This window comes from bacterium (assembly GCA_008933615.1).
Lineage (GTDB): Bacteria > CLD3 > CLD3 > SB21 > SB21 > SB21.
Genome location: WBUR01000003.1, coordinates 66,206 through 89,160, shown reverse-complemented (window position 1 = coordinate 89,160; position 22,955 = coordinate 66,206). Strand labels below are relative to the sequence as shown.

Genomic DNA, 22,955 nt, shown 5'->3' with positions numbered 1-22,955 from the left:
CATAACAAAGCGGGCGTGTTTTTGAAGAATTTAATAAGCGATCACCACTACAAAGCTTGAGGCCTCATAGAATTTTGAACTAATTTCTTTTTCGGCAATTCGTACTTAGGCTCTTCGTTCCATTCTTTTCCTAAAAGAATTCGTCCATTAGCTTTTTTGTTCCTCTTCAGTCCATCGGCACCCCAAGCTCCCCATTGCTTAAAGAAAAAAGAAACATTCTGTTTATCACATTGTCTTTGAATGTCAATAGCCCATTCAGGCTTCATTGGCCTAGCACCGTGTCCGCTTTCACCGCCAACAATTACCCAATGAATTCCGGCCAAGTCAAGCTTCCCAATATTTTCCAGCAATGGCTCAATTGAAAGAAATCTTATTTTTGCATCGATATTTCGAAGTACATCGATTCGATTTTTCTTCTTTGATATTTCAACGGTCACACCTAACCAAACGTTATCCGGAACAATTCTTGAACGAAAATATTTTTCTAAATTCATTTCTCGTTTAGTTAGTATCTGATACGTATGATGTGGCGTTTTTCGAATAGTCGCAAATACTCTATCTAGAAAAGCATAAGGCATTCTTTCATGAAACAAATCACTCATTGAATTAACAAAGAACTTAGTAGGTTTGTTAATTTTCAATGGAGCTTCAATTCGTTCAGGTAAGATCTTGAATTCAAATCCATTTTCATAACCAGGAGTTCTCATGGCTTGTAATCGTTGAGCCATGACCTCAGCATAACAGAATTTGCATCCCGCTGAAACTTTATCACAACCAATGGAAGGATTCCAAGTTGCTTCTGTCCATTCTATTTTACTATACTTCATTTATGGTCTTTTATACTCTAGTTGTCTTTTTTGATTATAAACGTTGTCATAAGTAACCAGTGGTGAGATTCCATCATACGTAATTTCATTATTTTTCTTCATGTGCTTTAGACATTCTGCAGCATGAGTCCCAATATGACCTTCTTCTAATGCAAAGTCATATAACTGAAAATTGTTGATAATTTCTCTGTTTAGAACTTTTCTTCTCACATTCTGTTTAAAATCTTCTACTTTGGTCAGCTTCTTCCCAAAAAACATGTCAACTTGTTCTTTCTGCGCGTCTTCATCTATATCAAAGTTTGCTTGACCATTTGTTTCATTTCTCCTCCACGCAATAGTCAAGAATTTATCCACTGCAAATGGATGTGATGCGCCAAAAATGATACCATATATGTTTGCACCCTTCTTTAAGGAAAACGGATATAACTTAAGCTTTGTTCCGGTTGGCAATTTTTTTCTTAATTGCTCAATAATGCTTCTATGTATAAACTTATACGGATGTTTTTTTGCTTCAGTCATATCGATATCAAGATGCATCTTGAATTCTAAATTCTCACCAAAACGCCAGAAATATGAGGCCGATACAAAATAAAGAAAATCTGTTTGTCTTGTTTTTTCTAATTCTAAAAAGTACTTATCAGATAAGAATTTGATACCGTTTTGATCAAGGTATACTAATGATGGAAAGTCCCTTATTTTAGATAAAAGTAAAGGAAAAATTTCTTCAAAATCATGATTTAAATAATGAATCTCGATTGCCCGCTCAACATCTTTATTTTCATTCAGATAATTAGAGCATGATCTTTTCAAAAGTTCAAATTTATTTTGTTTCTTCTTGTTTGGCTCAAACTCATTCAAATAAACTTCTATTTTAGTTTTTTTCTGGAAGACATGACCAAGTTGAACCTTGATTTGTTCTAATATGCGTATTGGGCTTCCGGCGATTCCGATTTTGTCATATCCGGTTCCAGCAAAAAAATCAAAAATACAAATCTTAGGGACACCTTGCATGATAAACGTGGGTAGCCATGCTTGTGCATAATCTTCAAAAATTTCAAGTTTCGCGATTGTGCTATCGTCAAATGGTTCTTCGTGTAAATCTTTGTAAGACATTTCTCATTCTCCCCCTATTTTAAAACTTCCCCCTCGCCATATTCGCCAGCGCATTTGTCGCACCCTCACTCTCCGCTTTTTTGAATCGCTTCATAGAAATAATTATTATAGTTCGAGTCGACGCGATCGTTAAACTGAAGATACTTAATATTATCATAAAATTTATCCTGAGCTGCCAAGATCGTGGCATGAACGCCCGGATAATTATCAAATGAAAAGTCAGGGATTGAATCAACCTTTGGGTCTTTCTTATTTGCTATATCATAAGCTACCTGCGGCCCGTAATAACAATACGTCAGAAGTCTGATGAGATTTATGTAATTTTCCCAATCCGGCCTTTCTTCGGAAAATGTCGTAGTGTCCGTAATCGATTTGCCCATATCTGTAAAAGCTTTCATCGAACCTTTCAGATCAGCCGGACTGTCTTTGAATCGATCCATTTCATGCAGAAGGTCCAGATCGGTGCTATTGAAAAAAAGCGATACCCCTGTCATTCCAAACTGAAGATTATCTTTCAAATAGACTTCAAACGGGGAAATCTCATAATTTTTCAAATAGTCCCTGATAAAAACTGCCTGAACCGTAGCGGCATCCATTTCAAAATAGGTCTTTTCGATCGGATTCCCGAGCGAGATTTGATACAGGTCTTTGTTTATATAAGAGTCGTAGGCGTGCTGGAATTCATGGATCAAAATTGAATATGCGGTTGAGGCGTTTTGAGGATACAAGTCAATAAAGAATTTTCCAAATATAATGGCCGGTTTACCGTTTTTGTCTACCCCAAAAGCCGCGCAACTATCAAGCGCATACTTCATGGTATCATAAACCAGGCTGATCTCATTTGATCTTATTTTGAATTTTACAAAATCAAAACACTGTACAATGAGGTTGTTTTTTGGTTTTGTCACGATTAGAAGCGAATCCACCCCGCTCATTATTTTACCAAAAATGATATTGGGATTTTTTTCTTGCGGTGCTTTTTGCAAGCAGGAACACGTGAAGAAGATTAATACTAGTAACAGCTTCATATTTAATTTCCTACGATAGAAAAGAACTTTAATTATCGGGGATAATGTACATGGCGCTTATTCCATTATCAAGGGTTTCCTATTTCAAAACTTCCCCATCGCCATATTCGCCAGCGCATTGACGACGAAGCTCATGCGCAGGTAGTCTAAGTTATCGGCTTTGTCGTTGCGCGTGTGATAGTTACGGTTCCTCAGGAAAGCCGTATCGGTGATCATGAAGGCGTCGATCCCGAAGCGCCAGAAATTCAGATGATCGCTGAAGTCGACTCCTTGCACGGCGGACGGCGCGGCAAGCTGGGCGCAGTCGATCTCTTTGAGCAATTGCGCATGGTCCTGGTACTCGTCGGCCAGTGAAGAGGAACCGAAATTGGACACCGACGCGATGAAATTTCCCTCCGACGGATAGAATATCTTGAAGAGCGACGACGGATATTCCTGTATTTTCTTATCGGAAAAATACCCGATCATCTCGATGCTCGCCATGCCTATGACGGCGCGGCCGGAATCGGCCAGCATTTTAGCGAAACGGTAACTGCCCATATTCTCTGTTCTGAAAAAGGGCGGTTCCTCCAGCGTGAAAGCTACGAAGACGAGCGTGTAGGAAGGCTTGCCCGATTGCGACACGAGCCGGGCGGTTTCGATCAGCCCCGCGACGCCGGACGCATTGTCATCCGCGCCGGGCAGGTCGGAATACGTGTCGTAATGCGCGCCGATGACGAAGGCCTTTTCGGATTCCCCGACGATCTCGGCGTAGATATTTTCATACTCTTCGCCGTTCACCGTGTAGGTCTGAAGTTTTGGCGTGAGGCTGAATTCGGTAAATTTTTGCTGAATGTATTCCGATGCGCGTTTGAGCGCGGATTTTTGTTGGTAGCTTCGCCCGCCGATCGTGTCGGCGAGAAATCGTACTGTGGCTTCCAACAGCGACGGGTCGGCGCGCTCCGTCAGTATCAGCTTTTGGGAAAAGCCGGTTGTTGTAATAAGTAAAAGTAGGAGAATGGTTTTCATGATAATATTCCTACGATAGAAAAGAACGGCTAATAGACGGGGATAATGTACAGCGCGGGCATGCCATTTTCAAGCAATTATTTGCGCGAAGTATAGAGCGGTTTTCGGCCTGCGGGAAAGACCCCACCCTATCTCCCTCCCCTTAGCAAGGGGAGGGAGATAGGGTGGGGTTAAAGCGCGAACTCGGGTTTCCTCGGCATTTTTTTCAAGGCCGGGGATGCAAATACCTAGTACAAGGCAAATGTGTTTTTTGTATTCTGATTTTCAGGCCTTGGAAAAACGCCGAGACTGAACCGGAGTTCGCGATATCATTTCAGCAGAAAACGTGGAACAGATCGTAAGCGTATGACAACTTTAAAATGTTAAGAACTGTTTTCTGCCACCAACATTAGCGAACTCCGGTTCCGGCGTTTTTCCATAGCCTTCGTGCTTTTCTTTGTTTCTTTCTTTTGCACGAGCAAAAGAAAGAAAGGCTTCACGGCATTTTCATATTATTAGAGCTATTACTTAAAGTAAACACTTGGATCTGCTTTCTTTTGTGCCAAAAGAAAGCAGCAAATCACGCCAAAGGCGGATCAGCCTTCGGCTGAGAAAATAGCGGCTGTGAAAAAAATTAATGCTGCGAACTCGGGTTTCCTCGGCATTTTTTTCAAGGCCGGAGAATACAAAGACAAATTATACTTTAGATGTAGTTCTTTGATTTTCTTTCCGGCCTGCGGAAAAACGCCGTTAAGAACCGAAGCGAGCGACGCGTAAAGCGCCGAAAACTGTCTGAGCAGCCTCAGGCTGTGAGTTTTTTCGGCGTAGCGGAGCGAGCAGAGGTTCAGGCGTTTTTTCGCCAGCCTTGATTTTTCTTTGGTTACTTTCTTTGCATCAAGGCAAAGAAAGTAACACCTCGCTTAGAAAATGAATATTGGATTCTCTTCTTTATGGACGAGCAAAAGAAAGAAAGGCTTCACAGGGTTTTCGTATGATGACAGCCTCGCGATAAAGTAAACACCTGGATCTGCTTTCTTTTGGCACAAAAGAAAGCAGCAAAGAAAATAGCGGCTGTGAAAAAAATGCCTAAACCCTCGTTCGCAGAATGGTTGCGAAAAACGATTCTCTATCTTAACGATACACGAAATCAGAACGTTTATGAAAGCCGTTTTTCGCATTTATAATACTGCGAACGCGGGTTTCCTCGGCATTTTTTTCAAGGCCGGGGATGCAAATACCTAGTACAAGGCAAATGTGTTTTTTGTATTCTGATTTTCAGGCCTTGGAAAAACGCCGAGACTGAACCGGAGTTCGCGATATCATTTCAGCAGAAAACGTGGAACAGATTGTAAACTTATGGCAACTCTAAAATGTTAAGAACTGTTTTCTGCCACCAACATTAGCGAACTCCAGTTCCGGCGTTTTTCCATAGCCTTGGCTCTTTTCTTTGTTTCTTTCTTTTGAGCCAGCAAAAGAAAGAAAAGACTTCACAGGTGTTTTTATGATGGCGACATCGCTATAAAGTAAACACTTGGATCCGCTTTCTTTTTGAAAAGAAAGCGGGAAATCACGCCGGAGGCGGATCAGCCTCTGGCTGAGAAAACTTTGGCTGTGAACTCGAGTTTCCTCGGCATTTTTTTCAAGGCCGGTAAAATACAAATCCGGCCTGAGGTATGGCGGCGCTATTTAATTTTTCTCTTAGCCTTTTCCGTACTTTCTTTGACCCTGAATCTCACGATCTTCCGCACCAGCGCCAGCGGCAACGGTTCCCCGATGGGAAACTGTATCGCGCCTTTGGAGGTCTTGTACGAAGTAAGTTCCTTGGCAAATACTTTGACGGGCGATGAGGTGGGATAGAATCCGATATGATGTTTGTAGGCGGCAAAGTGAACAAGATTGCCATGCAGTTTGAACGTCGGTATTTGATAACTGATCGCTTCAACTGCTTTTGGAGCGGAATTTTTTATGGTTCGGCGTAAGGTCTGCAGCATATCCTGCACGTCGATCGGGAACGACTCGATATATTCATCGATGGTCGTGACCGGTTTTTTCATCTTATCCATACAATTTTCTTTAGCAAAATATCGGCATGACGCGAAAGTCAAATGTACCCGCTTAGCCTTGCAGGTTATTGGAACATTCCGACTACATCAACCGTCAACGCCGGTACATACGTGATCAGTAGCACCCAAGCAACAAAAATGATTAGAAACGGAACGACCGTACTGAAGATCTCCACCAGAGGACGCTCGAAGCGCAAAGAAGAGAAAAAAAGATTCATACCTACCGGCGGAGTAAGGTAGCCGAGTTCAAGATTGGCAAGAAAAATAATACCAAGGTGCGCGGGATCAACGCCAAACGCGAGCCCGATAGGCGCGATCAAAGGCACTACCACGACGATAGCTGAAAAAATATCCATAAGCGCGCCAACCAAAAGAAGCAGCGCGTTGAGTATCAGCAAAAAAACAAATTTGGATTCAATGGTGCTCACGACCCATTCCGTGACTCTCGTAGGAATCTGCTCATCCACAAGATATGAGACCAAACCCAGAGCCATTCCCAGTACCGCCAGCAGCGCGCCGATAAGCACAGCCGAGTCCATCATAGCCGCCGGCAACTTACGCCGCAGATCCAGTTGCCGGTGAATAACCACCTCCAGCAATATAGCCCACAACGCCGTAAACGCCGCGGTCTCGACAACCGTCAGGAATCCGCCAAACAGGCCAACAAATATTAACAACGGAAGGATCAGATCCCCTCTTGACATCCACGTAGCTTTAAGAGCTTCATTAAAATCAAAGGGCGGTCTTGGATTTTTCTGAGCGCGGCTGCGGTATACGCTGTACGTGCTGAGCATGAGTATCAAAAGCAAGCCGGGCACCAGACCGGCGATAAATAACTGATCGATAGCAACGTGTCCGTAAATGCCGTACAATATTACCGGCAGGCTCGGCGGCAATAATAAACCAACGGAACCGGATGCGGTCAGCAGTCCGATACTGAAGCGGCGATCAAATTTCGATGCCATCAGTACCGGCAAGAGCAATCCGCCCAAAGCGATAATCGTCACGCCCGACGCGCCGGTGATTGCGGTAAATATCGCGCAACCGATCACCGTTGACAGCACGACCCCGCCGGGTAACCAACCGGTCCAGGCTTGCACGAGACGAACCAGACGCTGCGGCGCGCCGCCGGCGGCCAACACGGATCCTGCTAGCGCGAATAAAGGAATGCTTGGCAATACCGGTTGAGTAACTATCCGGTAAGTTTCCGCAGAAACCGCCGCAATAGGAATATCCATTGTAAAAAATAATAGCAGACCTGCGCCGCCAAGAACAGCGTACAGCGGCATCCCGAGTAAAGCCAGGCCGAGAAGTGCAATGCTTCCAGGAAGGGTTATAAATTGGTATAGACTCTCCGGTAATAACGCCAGAATCGGGCCGAATAACAGCGACAGCCCGGCGAGCAGCAAACGCTTACGCCAATTTGCTGCAGATGCCACTACCGTCGAGACGGCCATCGCGAGAAATCCTACGGGCATGGCGGTTTGCGCAAACCAAATCGGGAACCAGCCTGCGAGGTTTTCAGGACTTGGGTATTGGGCAATGACCAAATTGATAGATGCAATCATTAAACAGATCAGGATCCCGACAGCGCCGGCGCCCGCAATGAGATCCACTGCCGGTGTGAACCGGTTTGCATTAAAAAGTTGTATGACGGTCACTGAAAGATGGCGGCGCCGTAACGTCGCCACCGTTGCACCTAATAAACCCAACCACAAAGTCAGATGCTGAACCCAGCCGGCGGCTCCGGCAATGGTTAAATCGGGTACCCATCGCGCAATGGTCATAATCAGCGGAATCAACGCCATCACCAAAAGCCCCGTTACCACGGGAATGGTCAGAAACCTATCGGCCCTGGACGAGACGCGTCTTTCCGTGAGAATATTTTGATTCAAACTGTCAACGCTCATAGATTATTTCTCGCCTTTCGCGGCACGCATCGCATCGTCAAACCATTGGGTCGGAATGAGAGATCCCCGAATTTTGGGATAAGATGCCTGTGCGACTTTTTGCCATTCTTTGTATTGATCTTCACTGGGCTTGATGACTTTCAATCCGCGTTTCTGCATTTCGGAGATAGCCTGATCTTCTATTCGACGAACTTCCTTTTGCAAACGCTGCCCTGCGTCTTCGGCGATTCGTTTTAATTCGTCGCGCGTCGTTTCCGGAATTTTTTCCCACGTGTCTTTTGTTACCACGGTCACGCCGATCAGCGGCGCCCACGGCATATCGATCATGTAGGGAGTAAATGCGAACCACTGACTTGCCAGCGCCATGGTTGCTGTGGAATTGTATGCGTTGATCATACCGGTTTGCAGTCCGGGCAGAATGTCCGTAGACGCGAGCGGAATAGCATTGAAGCCCGAAGCCTTCCATACATCCGCTGTGCCGTCGTCGCTCGACCAGACGAAAAGTTTCGCTTTTTGCACGGTCTTGACCGAAGGATCGGGATTGTTCACAAAAAAGCGTACCCATCCAGCGTCCCCCCAGTTAAGTACGACGATCCCTTGTTCCTCCAAAAGTTTTTCCAGCCGCGGTTTCATGGCGTTGCGTACACGGTCCAATGACTCCCATGAGTCCACCGCCAGCGGAATGGTCAGCGCGTTCGCTTCAGATACGAAGCGGCTAAGGCCCGCATTGGTGATCATGGCGCCCTGCAGCTGCCCGATACGCATCTTGCGCACCATATCCGATTCGTCGCCGGCAACACCGTCCGGATAGATACGAAGCGTCACAGCGCCGCCGCTGGCGCGGTTCCACTCTGAAGCTATTTCCTTAAGATTCTCATGCCACGCGGAACCGCTGGGGGCCAGCGTCGCCATCTTTATCACGACAGATCGTGAGCTTTCGTATTCCGCGGAATCCATTGTAAACATGGAAACCGTGCAAAATATCTGGAGAAATAAATAGATTACAACCGGCCGAATAATACCGAAAATCATGGGATATGCTCCTCGCGTTGGTTACATAAATTATCAGAATTCTTATTCAAAACTATCTTTCTGATCCATCGCCATCTGCAAAAAAGAGATTGTCAATATTGAGCATTAGATTTTGCGCCTTACGCTGAGCGAATATATTCGCCAGCCGGTTTTCGGGATACCGATGGACGTCAAATTCCAGCGCTTGTTTCAATAACTGTTCAAACTTTATTCGATCCTGCTTCAATACGCAAACGGATTCTGCCATGGTAACTAACGGACTGATGGATCGTCCGCCATTAAGTTCCATTGCTCTGTTAAAATGGCGTTCTGCCTGCTTGATTCCGCCGCCTTCCGATTCCGACTTTCCCGCAGACAAGATAATAAAAAACTCGTGAATGGCGCCCTGACCCCACGCCTCGTCAAGCTGCAAGGCTCGTTCCATCATGGCCGCGGCAACGGGGAAATTACTCACCAGAACCATGTCACTCTTAGCTACGGAAATGGCCGAGCCCCATGCGGCCGCAGTCCAATACAGGGCTGGGACGTCTTCCTTCCGGCAATTGGACAATATCGAAACCCGGTTGTTTAATAACGAGTCGGAAATGGACGGATAGTTAAGTTCGAGCGCCCGCAGTCCGTAGCCTCGCGCCCGAAGGAACAATCGTTTGGCGCGCGCGCGCTGTTCACGTGCAACATCGAAATGGGTCGACTCCATCGCATCTGCCGGACGTACGATGTACGCGTGCGCATACAAAACAAAACCGGAAGCAGTGGCGATAAGCAGTTTTTTGTGCCGCGGTGTGGCTTCTAAAAGAGATTCCATCGTCTTGAGGGCAAACGGCAGCGCGTCGCCGACCAACTCCGGATCGTCATCCGTCGCATAGACGCCGGCATTACCCTCACTGAGGGCGTCGGCTATAGAATTCACAGCCATGGTTTTCACCGAACATCCGGAAATTAGCCCCGCACAAACGTATACCATCAGCCAACACGAAAGTCTTGATATGGTGTCAGACATCTTATTCAAATCGACCACCGAGCCTTCACTAACCTTTTATTTTCTGAGCTAACGATGAACCCAACAGCTTACCGGTATCAACAATGGATAGAAATAAATTCTAGGAATAATGGTACTGAACTATGAGGGATATATCAAGGTCTTTTAACGATTTGGGAATTGGTATGTACAATCGCCTTGATGTGCAAATAACTTTGTTGGCGACAACGCTCGATTTATTTTATTTTCAGTTCGATTGAGGATACTGCTGATTTATTGCTTAATTGATCGGTTACTTTCACGCTTAGGAAAGCTTTCCCTTCCGGCAATTCGCTGATATCGAACGCAATGTATTCTCTTTCAAGAGTTGATGCGCCGGTCTTGAGCGTCGTAGAACTGATACTCGAGTTGCCTGAAAAGAGTTTTGCAAAAAAATTCTTCTTGGATTTGGTGTCTATCGTATAAGATACTTCGTACGAACTCATCCCTTCATTATCCAACGTCAGATTATAGATTTCATAATAAATGGTCAGCGGTTTCGATTTTGGGCTCAAACCCGCGGGGTTTGGAACGACGCGCAATTTCGTATCGGGTTTGATGAACTTGTCAATGATTACCTGCTGACTCACCGAGGAGGATAGTTCAATGTCGCTGATCGTGAGTTGTCTGGAAGAATAATCTCGGACGCGAAGCTTGATTTTGTAAATTCCTATCTTTTCATTCAGATTGTTACGAATGTCTAGTGCCAGCAGATAATTACCGGGCTTAAGCAGGCTGCGCAGTTCGTCAATTATGTAATATTCCGATTGCAACGTGGAATCCACGCTGGTGATACGGTAGTCTCTTTCGAGATAATTAATTTCCTGATACGTAGTGTCGAATATTTTCGCTTTCACGGTGAGAAAAGATTTATCATAAACGTTCTCGACCGGCATGAATTTCAGCCGCTGAACGGGAATCATATAATAAAAGTCCAGGCGAGAAGAATTGGTACTTTTGAAAGAGGCGAAGTTTGCGTTGATTTGCAAGGGCTGTGCGCCGGTGTTGAAATCGAATTTTTCGTTTACAGGCTTACTCAGTGTAATGGTATTCAATTGTTGTTCGATTATATTCAGATTGCTTTGATAAACGCCAAGCACCTGCTGTGCGTTACGCTCAACTGAAATACTATTTTCGGCGCCTTTCATCCGGTTGGCCAGGCGTTCGTAGTCGGTATGGTAATTTCTACGCGCATCCAGAAGATTGTACAAGGCAGCGAACCGCTCCTGCGCGCTCCCTGCAAGAGGTACCGCATCAGATAAAGGCCGGATCTCGTACGTGCCATGCCCTACATCAACAAAATCGAAATGTTCATTCGTGCTTTCGTACACCCAGGACGCGTCATTGACTCCTGTAAAGTATTTGTCAGGCGGGCCCATTTTGATGTAAACTAATCCGCGGTCATCGAAGTACGGCGAGCGAATTTTTTTGTAATATGTGCGCGCATGCTGCACACGGCGGTAATGTTCGACCAATCGTTCATTCACAGCATCGACGAGATTTGGATCGCGGCTTTTCCAGAATGTCTGTAGAAATTGGAGTTGATCCGCGGGAGCGGCCAGTACTTTCCATACATTAATTTCTTCTTTCGTAGCGATCGGTAATGCTTCTAAGTACAATTGCTCGATATTCTTTTGATCTGAAACGGATCGTAATCCCCGGTAAAATGCGCGGGTGGCGCCTTCATCTTTTTTTACGTCTATGTAAGACAAGGCCAATTGGATCATCGGCCACGTATCTGCGCTGTCGAGAGCGGCTCGTTTCTCAAACAACTCATTGGCTTCTTTCCATCGTTCCTGTTTTCTTAAAAGCGCTCCAAGTTCCAGCCACGCATCATAAAAAATGTACGTCTTAAAATAAGGATCGGCTGTAATGATCTCCCGAAATATATTTTCCGCTTCAGTTTCTTTTCCGTTTACGCAGCGTAAAACGCCTTTAAAGAATTTAGCCTCAAGGTCTGCAGAGTCCTGTTGCAGAACTAGGTCCAAGGCTTTTCCCGCGTCGGACAAATCGGAATGAAACATGGATGCGATCGGTATTTTGGATAGTATTTTGCCGGTGATAACCATTTTTTCATAATTTCTGATCCGCGCAACGGCGTACATTTTATATTCTGCGGCAGTGCATTCTTTCTTATCGAATTTTTTTTCGTATAGATCGATGATCCCGCCGTATTCGTCGTCAGAAAGATATAATTTCGCCAGTTCGAAACGCAGGCGCGAGCCGTCGGGATTACTTTTTAGTTCTTTCCTGAGAATTTTAATGCTGTCTTTAAGATCGAGAGGTTTTGGGGATTGCGAAAATACGGAAGATAGTTGGAAGCAAAGGGATACAAAAAATAAAAATGGGAAAAAATTTTTCATACGAACCCGATTTTGCGGACCGCTACATTTTGGGTAGATGATGTGATTCCGTAATACTTGCCTTTCAATATACGGCAACTTTTATTTAAGTCAATATTGATGTTTTATTTTTTTGACTTTTTTGTTATATTTGACTATGTTAAAGCGTTAAAATAGTAAAACTAAATCATTATTAAATATAACTTTAAAAGTCATCGTGAATCGATCAAAGACCTCCGCTAAAGAATTGGAAGCTCTTAAGAGGGTTTTCAAAAATCCGCTTATGCAGGCATTGGGATTAGTCTTGCAGCGGATGAGAAATTTTATGGTACTCTCTTCCGATGAAGTTGCGTCCAAATTAGGCTTAGGCGGTTCATCCTACCGCATGGTCGAAGCGGGCTCGGCCGTTCTGCAGCCCGGAAAAGCCGTGCTGGTAATCAAGAGTTTTGAAAGAATCGAACTCGATCCCCTTTGCAAGATCATGGTTGCGATTCAGGTGATGGAATCCGGCATCGATTCCATTGATGACATGCGCGCCATGTCCAAACTGCTCGGCGAGGCCGACGCGGAACTACATGATCTCTTTGAAAAATTTGATCCGCTTTGGCCGATTATCAAATCGGAAGAGTCCAGCGTCGTCGGCGACGAGATCAAAGCGCGGCATATTGACAACGAGCTGGAAAACTTTCTTACCACGCCGCGGCCGACGGTTATTGACCAGGAAGGACTGCTCGACAGCCACGTTAAATCATTGTTGAGTTCCACGCCGCCGTTTTACCTCGATCTTTCGTTAGACCTGCTTGAAAATTTACAAGGCTACGTCCCGCGCATTTCACCCAATGAATTGGCGAAATGGGAAGAGAAAAACCGGTCGCGCATCACGCACATTGTCGGCACCATTCGTGACCACCGTATGTTCACGGATAATTCCAATTTTGATTTTTTCGATCACAGCTTTTTATGGGAAGGACATTTTGAAAAACTGGAGATCATGTACCTTTCGCCCAATCGCAAAGAGGTGTTGAAGGAATTCACAACCAATTTCAAACGTTTCCTCGAAAAGAATCACAAAAAATATGAACAGCGCCTGCCTCGATTCAACGAAGCGATGAAAAAGATCCAGATCAAATGGGGATATCCGCAGATCAAACAGTTTGACGATATCCTGCTGCACGAATCCGTCGAGATGAATAATCTTTGGTTTTATAAACTCCGCGGCGGTAACGTGGTGGCGTTCGCGGATAACTCCGTGATGAACGCCAAAGAAGACCGTGTACACTACGGCACGAGTTTTACATACAACGAAACCGTGAAAAAACTCAAACACATCGAAAAACTCTGGAACGAACTTGACAACAAATAAAGATCTATTAACCGAATACACCACACGCATCGAGAGTATCGCGCCGGCGATCACGCAGAAAGAACTGTTTCTCCACCGCCGATGTTATCTCGGTATCAGCATTGGCAATCCGCAGTTCCGCGGCGAATCGTTCCAGGTATTGCTCGAATGGATTTCACGTCATTTTGACGAATGCCTGATTGTAGTAGGCGATTATCTTCAGCGTTATAACGAACATATTTTCTACAACCGACAGGCCAAAGAAGCTGAAATTGAATCGCTGCGCATGGGCGATGCTTTTTTAAAAGAGTCCGAAAAATATCTGTCGCTACTTCCTAAAGAAAAATTTCGTGTGACACGCTGGAAGTCGTTTCTCGACTCGCCGGAATACCATAAGGCGAAAAAGATCCTGGATGAACTATTTGTATCCAGTTTTGAATTTCGGGAATCGATCGATAAAACATCGACTGAATTTATTTCTCGCCAGATGAAAAATAAAAAAAGCCCCGTTGTAGACAAAAAAACAGCCATAGCCTTATCAACCCAATATCTGCTTGAAGAGATAGCGGTATTCAGCGTTCTTGTCGAAAACGGCTGGGCGGTGGAAGTATATCCCGGCGCCGAAATTCCCGTACTAGTGGATATTGCCGCCGGTAAATTTCCGCACATTCCTCCCGCATTGAAACAGCGCATCAACGTCGAATTGCGCATCACCAAAAAAAGCAAAAATCCATCATGACGGTAACTGTTGCAGCGGCGCTTCTCTGCGCTTTTTCCGTTTATTTATTTGTCGGTTTCTTGCTCGGAAGGAAAAACCGCAACCTGGCCGATCTCATTCCTTTAACCGGCGGACATCAGGCTGAAATAAGAAATTCAGCTGAATTTTCCTCAAGCACCGTTGCTACCAGCATTTCCCTGGCGACGGTCGTTCTTGCCTTTTTTGAATTGGCGCCGGAACTCGGCGTGTGGCTCTTCTGGACGGTGATCACAACGTCGATCGGACTTTTCTGCGTACGTTTTGTCGCAAAACGAATCTGGACAAAGTTGTCAGCTTACGACCATCGCCCGACGCTGCATGAGTTCTTGGGACAGGAATTCAATTCCCGTTCCTTGTACATGATCGGCGCCGCCTGCACAAGCCTTGGTTTTCTCGGCGCATTTGCCGTGGAACTAACCGTCGGTTCCCGATTTCTTGCCAGCCTGATTCCTGAAATTCCGCTTTGGCTGGCGGTTTCTGTTCTGGCGTTGATAGGACTCGCATACACGTCCTACGGCGGATTTCGCGCCGTGATCGTGACGGACCGCATTCAAATGGTTTCCATCTGGCTGTTTCTCGCCGCTCTGCTTGGTTTTTATTTTTATTTCGTGCGCGGCCATGAAGGCTGGGCGGTCAATCTTGCCAACATTCCGGATGAAATAAAACAATTTACCTGGCGTGAAGAACTGCCCGCTTTTCTTCTGGGCGTATGGGTGATCAATGTTCCAACTTTTATTTCCGACATGAGCGTCTGGCAGCGTATAGCCGCATCGCAGAAACCGGAAACGGTATACCGCGGACTATTTTCAAGCGTCTTCATCTCTGCGCTGAGCTGGGGATTGTTTGTTGTCACGGCATGTCTCGCATTTATGGTCATCGTGCCGATGGAACGGGTAAATCCTCTTTTGACGCTGCTCAACGCGATAGGCGGAATGAATGGACTTATTCCGATGATGGCATTGTTCTTTGTTGTGCTCGGCTTATACGGCGCGATGCTGTCCACCGCGTCAACACAATTGATCGCCGTATCGCACACGGTTTATGAAGATCTGATTTCGCAAGGGAGAAAACTAAAAGAGCGGATTGATTCCGCAAGAGAGCTCTGGATTTCAAGATTGATCTTAATCACAGCTGCTTTGTTGTCTATGGGCGTTGTGGTGATATTGTCATCCATCGGTTTTTCCATCGCCGATTTTGTATTTGCGATCTACGGAGCGCAGTTGGGCTTATTCCCTTCCATCATGGCCGCCTTATTTGGCGATAAGACCAAACTGCAGAAGCTATCCCGCTGGGCATCCGTGAGTATTGCGTCAGGATTTATTGCAGGATGGGCAACCGCGGGTTATGGCAAGTATATTATCAATGACGAAATTGTATTTCTCGCGCCGGTGTCAAGCCTTCTGGTCTCATCGCTCATGCTGGGAATCGGATTTCTCTTACAACAAAAGGAGAATACGTGAGTTCCGTGTTTCGCCTGATCCGGATTATTTTCTACGCGCGTAAAAAAGGATTACTACATCTGCGAAAAGCCGATGCGCCGATCCGGCTGGATTGTATCGGCGGGGAATGCGGACTATGTTGTGATGTTCTGGGCGGCGGTGTGGTTGTAACGGAAGAAGATGCTTTAAAAATCGGCGAGCCATCGCTCGTTCGTTCCGGCAAGAGTATTAAACTAAAATCAAACGGTTTCGCCTGTGCGCTATTAAAAGATAAAGCCTGTTCGTGCTACTCAGCGCGGCCGCAGGGCTGCCGGGAATATCCGTGGTATCGGATTGACGGACAATTGTATTATGATTCGGGTTGTCCGGGAATGAAACATGACCGCGACGAACGACCGGCTGTTTACTCGATTAAACCATTTGATAATTATCTGCCGGGAATACCGAAGTTTTTGCAGAGAATAATAAAAAAGATTTTGCTTCATTAAAAAGCGTGCGTTGCACGTAAGGTTGATCTCATGTCCCGTTACAAACTAATTATCGAATACGAGGGAACCCGTTACAGCGGCTGGCAGGCGCAAAAAGAAGCGCGCACCGTTCAGGGCGAAATTATCACTGCGGTCGAGAAGGTGTTGAATACGAACGAGTTCGAATTGTACGCTTCCGGACGTACGGATGGCGGTGTGCATGCGCTCAGGCAAGTGGCACATCTGGAGGCGGTGACAAAACTCGAACCGTTTAAACTGCGAATTCAGATCAACGATGCCCTGCCCGCCGATATTCATATTCTGGACATCGAAAAAGCAGATACCAAGTTTCACGCGCGGCATGACGCTGTTGCGCGCAGTTACTTGTATCAGATCTCGCGCCGCCGGAGCGCGTTCGGAAAACGGTTTGTTTGGTGGATCAAGGATGAATTGAATATTCAGAAAATGCAGGATGCGGCAAAATTATTTGTCGGGCTGAAAAATTTTCAATCTTTTGCCCCGGACGAAATGGAAAGCAAATCTTCCAAAGTGATGATCGAGAGTATTCAGATCAAAGAAAGCGGAGCTCTAATCCTCATTCGAATCGTTGGATCGCATTTTTTATGGAAGATGGTCCGGCAAATGGTAGGTGTTATGGCGGAAGTGGGCCGCGGAAAATTGACGTCAAAAGACATTCAACAATTTCTCCAGTCGAAATCCGATATTCCGGCACGATTCACTGCACCGCCATCGGGATTATTTCTGGAACGGGTCTATTATAAGGATGATAAAAGGCTGGATGTTTTGGAGCCGGTTCTGAAGATCGAATAATAATTTTACTGCGAAGACGCTGAGGCGCAGAACTACAACAAACCCTTTAATTTCTCATATCCCGCTCGACTTACATTTAATTTCGTTTTATGTTGCTGTTCCCAAACGCCCGATTTTGGGATCATCCCTTGGGCTGTAAGAAATATATAAAGTTTTTTAATACCTCGTAATAGCAGCCATTTTTTCGGATACTTCTGCTTCCAATACTCCTTTTAATCGCCTTTTGGCCCTTGAAAAACTAATTTGTTGTTTTATTATTCTTAGGGGGCTTCTACTTTATTGCGGACCATTTTACCTTTTTTATGATCACATTGTCATTAAACGTGATATGATCGATCACACCATCTTCATTAACGGTAATTACGCTTTTGAAGTTAAAATCCGGAGAGCCGTTGAATCCCGGTTGAGTAATCTCATACTTTTTATGATTCGCAACAGTGTCATTTGCAATTACTCGTGTGACCTTGTACCAGGAATTACCAATGATAGATTGGCGTCCCCACTCTTCGGGATTAAGTTCTATTTTTTTTGATATGACGCTATCGGTTTGACCGATATCCAGCGGCTTCAAATGCTTAAATAACACGTAATAGTTACCGACCACGTCTACGTCCAGATTGATCGATGTGTTAGGCCCTCCGGTTATACGATGAACATCCGTGCTATCCGTGAAGTTAATCGTGCCGAAGATAGGATGCTGACCGGTGACGGATGTATAACCTTTGTTGGGTCGCATGGATACTTCCGTAGTCCCTTCGATGGAAGTACGCTTCACTTTCGTATCTTGAATATTATCATTCTGAAACGTCCATTCGGTGATGGTGTTACGCTGGCATAAAGGATCAATACTGTTATAACTCAGGATCTTTGACTGTTGCTTACCGTCTTGCGATATATAGATTTTTTCATCTCCACACCGTACCGATTTATAATATATTTCATATTGCGCATAAGGTTCAAACGAACGCGGCGGTTTTGGAAAAAACTCCATGCGATTTGTTGCGGGCATTTCGTGAATTTCTTTTTCAAGTGTTCTTAACATTTCATCAAGTTGTTCCCGGGAATACCATGACCCACGGATCATGACGCCGCTGTGATCAGCAAGCGCTCTGATATCTTCCAACGGGTTACGATTAAGTAAAACCAAATCGGCTTCTTTGCCAACTTCGATCGTCCCGATTTTTTTATCCCAGCCGAGATAGCGCGCCGCGTGGACCGTACCGGCGCTGAGTATGTCATAGTTGGATATTCCCAACTCGGCAAAATTCTGCGCTTCATCAAGATAGGAAAAACCATGCACAACAAAATGAAAACCGCCGTCTGAGCCTAAAAGAAGTTGGACGCCATTTTGGTAAAATGTCTTTACGATATCCGGGGCGCCGGAATAAGTGTATTGTTGTGAGTTCAGACGCCAGTACTCCTTTTGGCGGGGTAGCACATATTTCATCGAAGATTGATTTTTTAGGCTGTCTATTTTTCTGGCCGAGGCTCGTGCTTTATGGATAGTCAGGGTGGGAATAACGTATTTTCCAGTTCGCCTGTAGTCATCTGCAAACTGAGCCAGGCGTTCCTCCGGGTAAGTGGCTCCGCTTTGTAAATTCATTAACCCGACAAGATTGTCAAAAGATGATTGATTTCCTTCAATATAGTCTTTATAGGGAACCATGTAGGGTACATGGCCTTGAACGGGAAGTCCGCATTTTTGCGCCTCGTCCAACATCTCCTTATAAACTTCCGGAGAGATCGTAACATACGAAAAAACGGCATCGTAACCCATACGCTTGGTTTCCCTTACTGCAAATCGAACTTCTTCCGCATTGGCCAAAGCACCCTGCGTATGATAAGCCGTTATTGATCCCGTTAGCGCAGGTCCAACGCTGTATATTCGTGGACCTATCAGCTCCTGGCTGTCGGTTAATTTCTTGAGAGCATGCTGAAAGGCGGAACCGGGAGCATTGCGTACCGTAGTGATACCGTTAGCGAGAAAAAGCCCGAGGTTTTTTTCATGGATGTGAGCGTAACTGTCAATCAATCCGGGTATGAGATATTTTCCACGGGCATCGATATAATGTGCTTTTTTTGGGATTCGCGCGGGTTTCTCCTTTCCGATATATGCGATTTTCCCGTCGGTCACCATAACGAAATGATCCGTCAATATATGCGCACTGTCCATCGGAATGATATTGACATTCGTAAATACGTTTGTCTGCGCCAAAATCAGGTTGTAATTGTCAAGGGTGACAAACAACAAATAAACGTACAGGACTATTTTGATACTCAAAGTACCTCCTCGTAAGTTTGTTGTGCAGCATACACAGGTCTTAAATGAATTAACGTGAAAGGGTTATCGTCTGGAATAAGTTCTACAGGAATTTTCCGCGACTCTTTAACGGCAGTATCATTGTTCATTTCTCCATTAAGAGCTGTTTTAACTCGTCCGGTGTAAGATTGAGTTTGTTTTTTAGTACGTTCAGATATTCATGGGCTGAATACAGCGGGTAATCCGTTCCAAATACAATTTTATCAAAGCCTAACTTGCGCGCATAGATACCCAGTTCTTTAAATTGTTCTTCGTTTAGGCGGGCGATTCCATCGCTATCCTTATTCAACCCAACCGCCGAAATATCGAAGCGTATATGTTGTTTCGAAATCGGATGCTGCTCTGAAAATAATTCGGTAAACGTATCAATGACGCTCTTTGTCCTTGCATTGAAACCGCCGGAAGTGCCGAAATGCGCAATATGAAGCTTGACGTAATCCAAACCGGATAGTATCGAGTCGGCCAGTAAACGCACATCAAGTTCCCCAAAACTCCCATGGCTGTTATCCAGATGCAACAAGACGGGTATCTGATGTATAGAAGCATATTTAAACACTTCCTTGACCTTCTTTCGGTGTTCCGGTTCTGTCAAAAATACCTGGGAAGTGTTAAAATGTAACTTGATACCGTCTAACCCTAATTCCCGCTGACAGCGTTTGATTTCCGTCAATGTGTAATTCTGAAGAGGATCTATTCCATAATAAGCTCTTATAGTCTTTGGATACTTGTTTTTAAGATAGGCTAAATAGTTATTTTCCTTTTTTACGGCTTCATATGCATCGGAAGCGGGCGGGCCGAATTCTGAAGAAGTGAATACGTGCGCCATCGATACAAGTTTCATGTGACGCGTTCCGAGCAGTCTCACGATCGAATCGATATCGGAATAGAAATTATCTTTTTTAGAAAAAGGGATCCCCAGAGCTTTCCATTGGGAAATCAAATCCGGCGATAAGAAATGTACGTGGTGATCAACGATAGAATCGCGCTCGCGCTGATTTTCATTTTGGGCGTTTATATGAATGCTACTGAACCATAACAACACAAGCATCCATCTTTTCATCGAGCTACGCTTGATAATCATGCGCAGATTCATCCTTGTAATTGAGTTTTTTGATTTGAGAAAAAAGCCAATACGCGATAAGTAGTCGAACGAAAGGCTGAATAAAAACATAAATCCATTCATATAACCAGTTGACTATCGGATCAAGCGAAGAAAAATAAAAATAATATCGAACAAAAGACGACAGGCTTAAAATCCCGATAAACATCTGAATGGATCCGATCCATTTTGCCAAGCCGGTATCACGGAGCAATGACAGACCCAACAACAAACTGCCTAGTCCGAACGCATAAAGAAGGACAAAATATTTACTGTCCGAAAAACCCGACGCTCCGCGAATAAGCGTTTCGTAGATATTTCTTTTCAGTTCGGTATCGGCCTGTACGTAAGCCGGCCTCCACATTTGATTGAGAGCGTCTATTAAAAAGGCTTGCTGCGACATTTCCGTGATCATCCATATCAGTAAAAACAACACGCTACTTATCACTAATCCCGGCGTTTCCCGCAGTCGGATTATCGCTATACCTATAACAGCCAAAAAATTAAATTGCGGATGAAAGAAAAGTATCCAGAGTTTTCCCATATACCAAGGGTTGTCAGCAAGCTTCAATTGCGATTCAAAGTCCGGCGGCGCCGCGGATGCCCATAAAAAAAGAAACGCTGTAGTTATCGCGCCAAAAATGGATGATATTGATGTGAACGACAGAAAGTGTTTGTATTTATGCGGCATTAGAACGATTTTTTTCTTGTGAGTTGAAGAATCAGAGCAAAATCAAGAAAAGATAGCGTTTTCAAGTGGAAGAATCGTTCAGGTTAATAAGGTCGAACGAATTTACAGATAAAAGGACAGCACTTCAAAACAGTTTCTGGCATATAAATCCTTATTTTTTTGGAGAATCAGTAGTTTTTCTTAAATATTCGGTGGGTGTATATCCTGTCACTTTTTTGAATGTAGTATTAAACGTCGTTTTAGAATTAAAGCCGGATTTATAACATATCTCAAGGACGGATGCCTTTTCACCGGACTGAACTTGAAAAAGCCGCTTACATTCTTCGATGCGATAGTGATTTATAAATTGAAAAAAGTTTTTTTCAAAAGATGTATTGAGCACCTGTGAAACGACATGGGCGGGGAGTGATAACGCATTCGCAAGATCATCCATCGTAAATCCGGCATCCGTGTACGGCTTATACTTTTCCATATAGTTTTGCACCTGCTGTCGATACGTTTTGATCTCTTCATCCCGCAATAAGGTTTTTGAATATTTGGGACGATCCGGGACGATCTGAAAAAGATCGATGAAAATCTGCGGCTGTCGAAGCCCTTTGATAATAATGAGATTTGAAAAAATAAATGCAGCAAATACGTACGACACCCCAACCGATTTGATTTGCTCACCATACCATGCAGAGGTATAATTGGCAAATCCCAAAAACCATGTGCTTACAAACGCGGTTATCAAAATAGCCAACCACCGAAAGCGTAATTTTTCTACCGTGGAATAATGATTCAACATTTCTTTATGATATCTATGGATAGTCAAAAGCGTTGACGACGTATAGACAATAAAATGGGTAACGATCAAACCATGAATCAAAATATCCGCATACGGCAGAAACATTTCTAGCGATGTCGAAAACAAACGTCCTTCCGTTGAAAAATCAACATTTAGTTGAGGTAAGAAGAACGCCCAGAAAACTATAAAAGGAATGCTGTGCAGCAGTAACTTGGTTAGATTAACAGCCTGCTCTCCGCGAACGATCGTTTGCGCATACAAATACAGCGAAGGCCCTAGAATTAGCCCGGACGATTCGCCTATAAAAACGAGTTGGGGATATTTTTCAATGCAAATTTCGATATCGTAAAATGAAAGTCGGTAAATCGTTCCAAACGTAAGCGCCGCAAGAAAGCCAGCAAGAATATAATTTCCCAGCTTTCCCGATCGACTATGAAAAAAAAGAAAAACTGAGAAAAATAATAACTGAAAAACAGTTACAATTTTGATGGCGTAAAGTATTTCGGACAACATAAATGCTTTACTTGATTAAGCTGACGTTTATACGATAAGGTCCGTTTCTTGTTCTTGCATGGAGTTAATTTTAGAAGCTGTGTACAGAAAAAAGGATGAATAAATGCGGCGACTCCGCAAATTAATGTAAGAAGCACCTATTTTCTCAAAACTTACAGAGGTCGTCAGTGAAAAAGTATGTCAAACAAATCCAAATCAATCTATGACTTCAAACCTCAAACGGATTAGTTTTGGCCGACGCTAAATAGATGATCTTGCGTCTTAAATACTGGGTATATACCAACTCCGAACTCCAGCCATTGATGCGTTTATGCCTAGCTGTATCTGTATGGCTTGGCCGCTTATATCTTTGCGTAGTATAGAGCACCGTGTTTGGAGACCTCAATCCG

The 22,955-nt window shown here is 44.5% G+C and carries 19 protein-coding genes; 5 read left to right on the top strand and 14 right to left on the bottom strand.

Translation table 11 applies throughout. From position 1 onward, the window contains the following. Positions 1-47: 47 nt before the first annotated feature. From F9K33_01880 to F9K33_01835, 10 genes are all read right to left on the bottom strand, one after another. Complete coding sequence (locus tag F9K33_01880) at positions 48-827, bottom strand: phage Gp37/Gp68 family protein (GenBank protein ID KAB2881246.1); 780 nt, start codon at positions 825-827, stop codon at positions 48-50. Beyond that, on the bottom strand, positions 828-1,940 hold the full coding sequence (gene tcmP / locus F9K33_01875; GenBank protein ID KAB2881245.1) for a three-Cys-motif partner protein TcmP: 1,113 nt from the start codon (positions 1,938-1,940) through the stop codon (positions 828-830). A 65-nt stretch (positions 1,941-2,005) separates the two neighbouring features. Next, positions 2,006-2,968: a hypothetical protein gene (locus F9K33_01870; GenBank protein KAB2881244.1), complete on the bottom strand. Its 963-nt coding sequence runs from the start codon at positions 2,966-2,968 to the stop codon at positions 2,006-2,008. An 84-nt stretch (positions 2,969-3,052) separates the two neighbouring features. Next, positions 3,053-3,976 carry a M28 family peptidase gene (locus F9K33_01865; protein ID KAB2881243.1) on the bottom strand — a complete coding sequence of 308 codons (924 nt, stop codon included), beginning with the start codon at positions 3,974-3,976 and terminating at the stop codon, positions 3,053-3,055. A gap of 1,344 nt (positions 3,977-5,320) precedes the next feature. Next, a complete protein-coding gene (locus F9K33_01860; protein ID KAB2881242.1) occupies positions 5,321-5,614 on the bottom strand; it encodes a hypothetical protein in 294 nt (97 codons plus the stop codon). A 23-nt stretch (positions 5,615-5,637) separates the two neighbouring features. After that, positions 5,638-6,018 carry a DUF1801 domain-containing protein gene (locus tag F9K33_01855; GenBank protein ID KAB2881241.1) on the bottom strand — a complete coding sequence of 127 codons (381 nt, stop codon included), beginning with the start codon at positions 6,016-6,018 and terminating at the stop codon, positions 5,638-5,640. A 65-nt stretch (positions 6,019-6,083) separates the two neighbouring features. Beyond that, on the bottom strand, positions 6,084-7,928 hold the full coding sequence (locus F9K33_01850; protein KAB2881240.1) for a TRAP transporter large permease subunit: 1,845 nt from the start codon (positions 7,926-7,928) through the stop codon (positions 6,084-6,086). Between the two features lie 3 nt (positions 7,929-7,931). Beyond that, entirely contained in the window at positions 7,932-8,960 is a 1,029-nt protein-coding gene (locus F9K33_01845; protein ID KAB2881239.1) for a C4-dicarboxylate ABC transporter substrate-binding protein, read from the bottom strand. A gap of 52 nt (positions 8,961-9,012) precedes the next feature. Further along, complete coding sequence (locus tag F9K33_01840) at positions 9,013-9,969, bottom strand: hypothetical protein (GenBank protein KAB2881238.1); 957 nt, start codon at positions 9,967-9,969, stop codon at positions 9,013-9,015. A 206-nt stretch (positions 9,970-10,175) separates the two neighbouring features. After that, positions 10,176-12,341 (bottom strand): GWxTD domain-containing protein, encoded by a 2,166-nt coding sequence (locus F9K33_01835; protein KAB2881237.1) that lies wholly within the window; start codon positions 12,339-12,341, stop codon positions 10,176-10,178. A 196-nt stretch (positions 12,342-12,537) separates the two neighbouring features. Here F9K33_01835 and F9K33_01830 point away from each other — a divergent pair, with 196 nt between their 5' ends. From F9K33_01830 to truA, 5 genes are read left to right on the top strand one after another with little or no spacing between them, the layout of a single operon-like run. Then, complete coding sequence (locus F9K33_01830; protein ID KAB2881236.1) at positions 12,538-13,683, top strand: hypothetical protein; 1,146 nt, start codon at positions 12,538-12,540, stop codon at positions 13,681-13,683. After that, the gene (locus tag F9K33_01825) at positions 13,670-14,401 is read left to right on the top strand and encodes a tRNA-dependent cyclodipeptide synthase (protein ID KAB2881235.1); all 732 of its coding nucleotides are present in this window, start codon (positions 13,670-13,672) and stop codon (positions 14,399-14,401) included. Before F9K33_01830 ends, F9K33_01825 begins: the two co-directional genes overlap by 14 nt. Next, positions 14,398-15,879 carry a hypothetical protein gene (locus F9K33_01820; protein KAB2881234.1) on the top strand — a complete coding sequence of 494 codons (1,482 nt, stop codon included), beginning with the start codon at positions 14,398-14,400 and terminating at the stop codon, positions 15,877-15,879. Before F9K33_01825 ends, F9K33_01820 begins: the two co-directional genes overlap by 4 nt. Next, the gene (locus tag F9K33_01815) at positions 15,795-16,346 is read left to right on the top strand and encodes a YkgJ family cysteine cluster protein (GenBank protein ID KAB2881233.1); all 552 of its coding nucleotides are present in this window, start codon (positions 15,795-15,797) and stop codon (positions 16,344-16,346) included. Before F9K33_01820 ends, F9K33_01815 begins: the two co-directional genes overlap by 85 nt. Before the next feature lie 30 nt (positions 16,347-16,376). Beyond that, a complete protein-coding gene (gene truA / locus F9K33_01810; protein ID KAB2881232.1) occupies positions 16,377-17,156 on the top strand; it encodes a tRNA pseudouridine(38-40) synthase TruA in 780 nt (259 codons plus the stop codon). Positions 17,157-17,427: 271 nt separating this feature from the next. Here the strand turns inward: truA and F9K33_01805 are convergent, their stop codons facing one another. From F9K33_01805 to F9K33_01790, 4 genes are all read right to left on the bottom strand, one after another. Further along, positions 17,428-19,437: an amidohydrolase family protein gene (locus tag F9K33_01805; GenBank protein KAB2881231.1), complete on the bottom strand. Its 2,010-nt coding sequence runs from the start codon at positions 19,435-19,437 to the stop codon at positions 17,428-17,430. Positions 19,438-19,561: 124 nt separating this feature from the next. After that, entirely contained in the window at positions 19,562-20,659 is a 1,098-nt protein-coding gene (locus F9K33_01800) for an amidohydrolase family protein (protein ID KAB2881230.1), read from the bottom strand. Continuing rightward, positions 20,541-21,266, bottom strand: a complete 726-nt coding sequence (locus F9K33_01795) for a hypothetical protein (protein KAB2881229.1) — start codon at positions 21,264-21,266, stop codon at positions 20,541-20,543. The genes F9K33_01800 and F9K33_01795 overlap by 119 nt, the downstream gene beginning before the upstream one ends. A gap of 151 nt (positions 21,267-21,417) precedes the next feature. After that, positions 21,418-22,566 carry an AraC family transcriptional regulator gene (locus F9K33_01790; protein ID KAB2881228.1) on the bottom strand — a complete coding sequence of 383 codons (1,149 nt, stop codon included), beginning with the start codon at positions 22,564-22,566 and terminating at the stop codon, positions 21,418-21,420. Positions 22,567-22,955 lie beyond the last annotated feature (389 nt).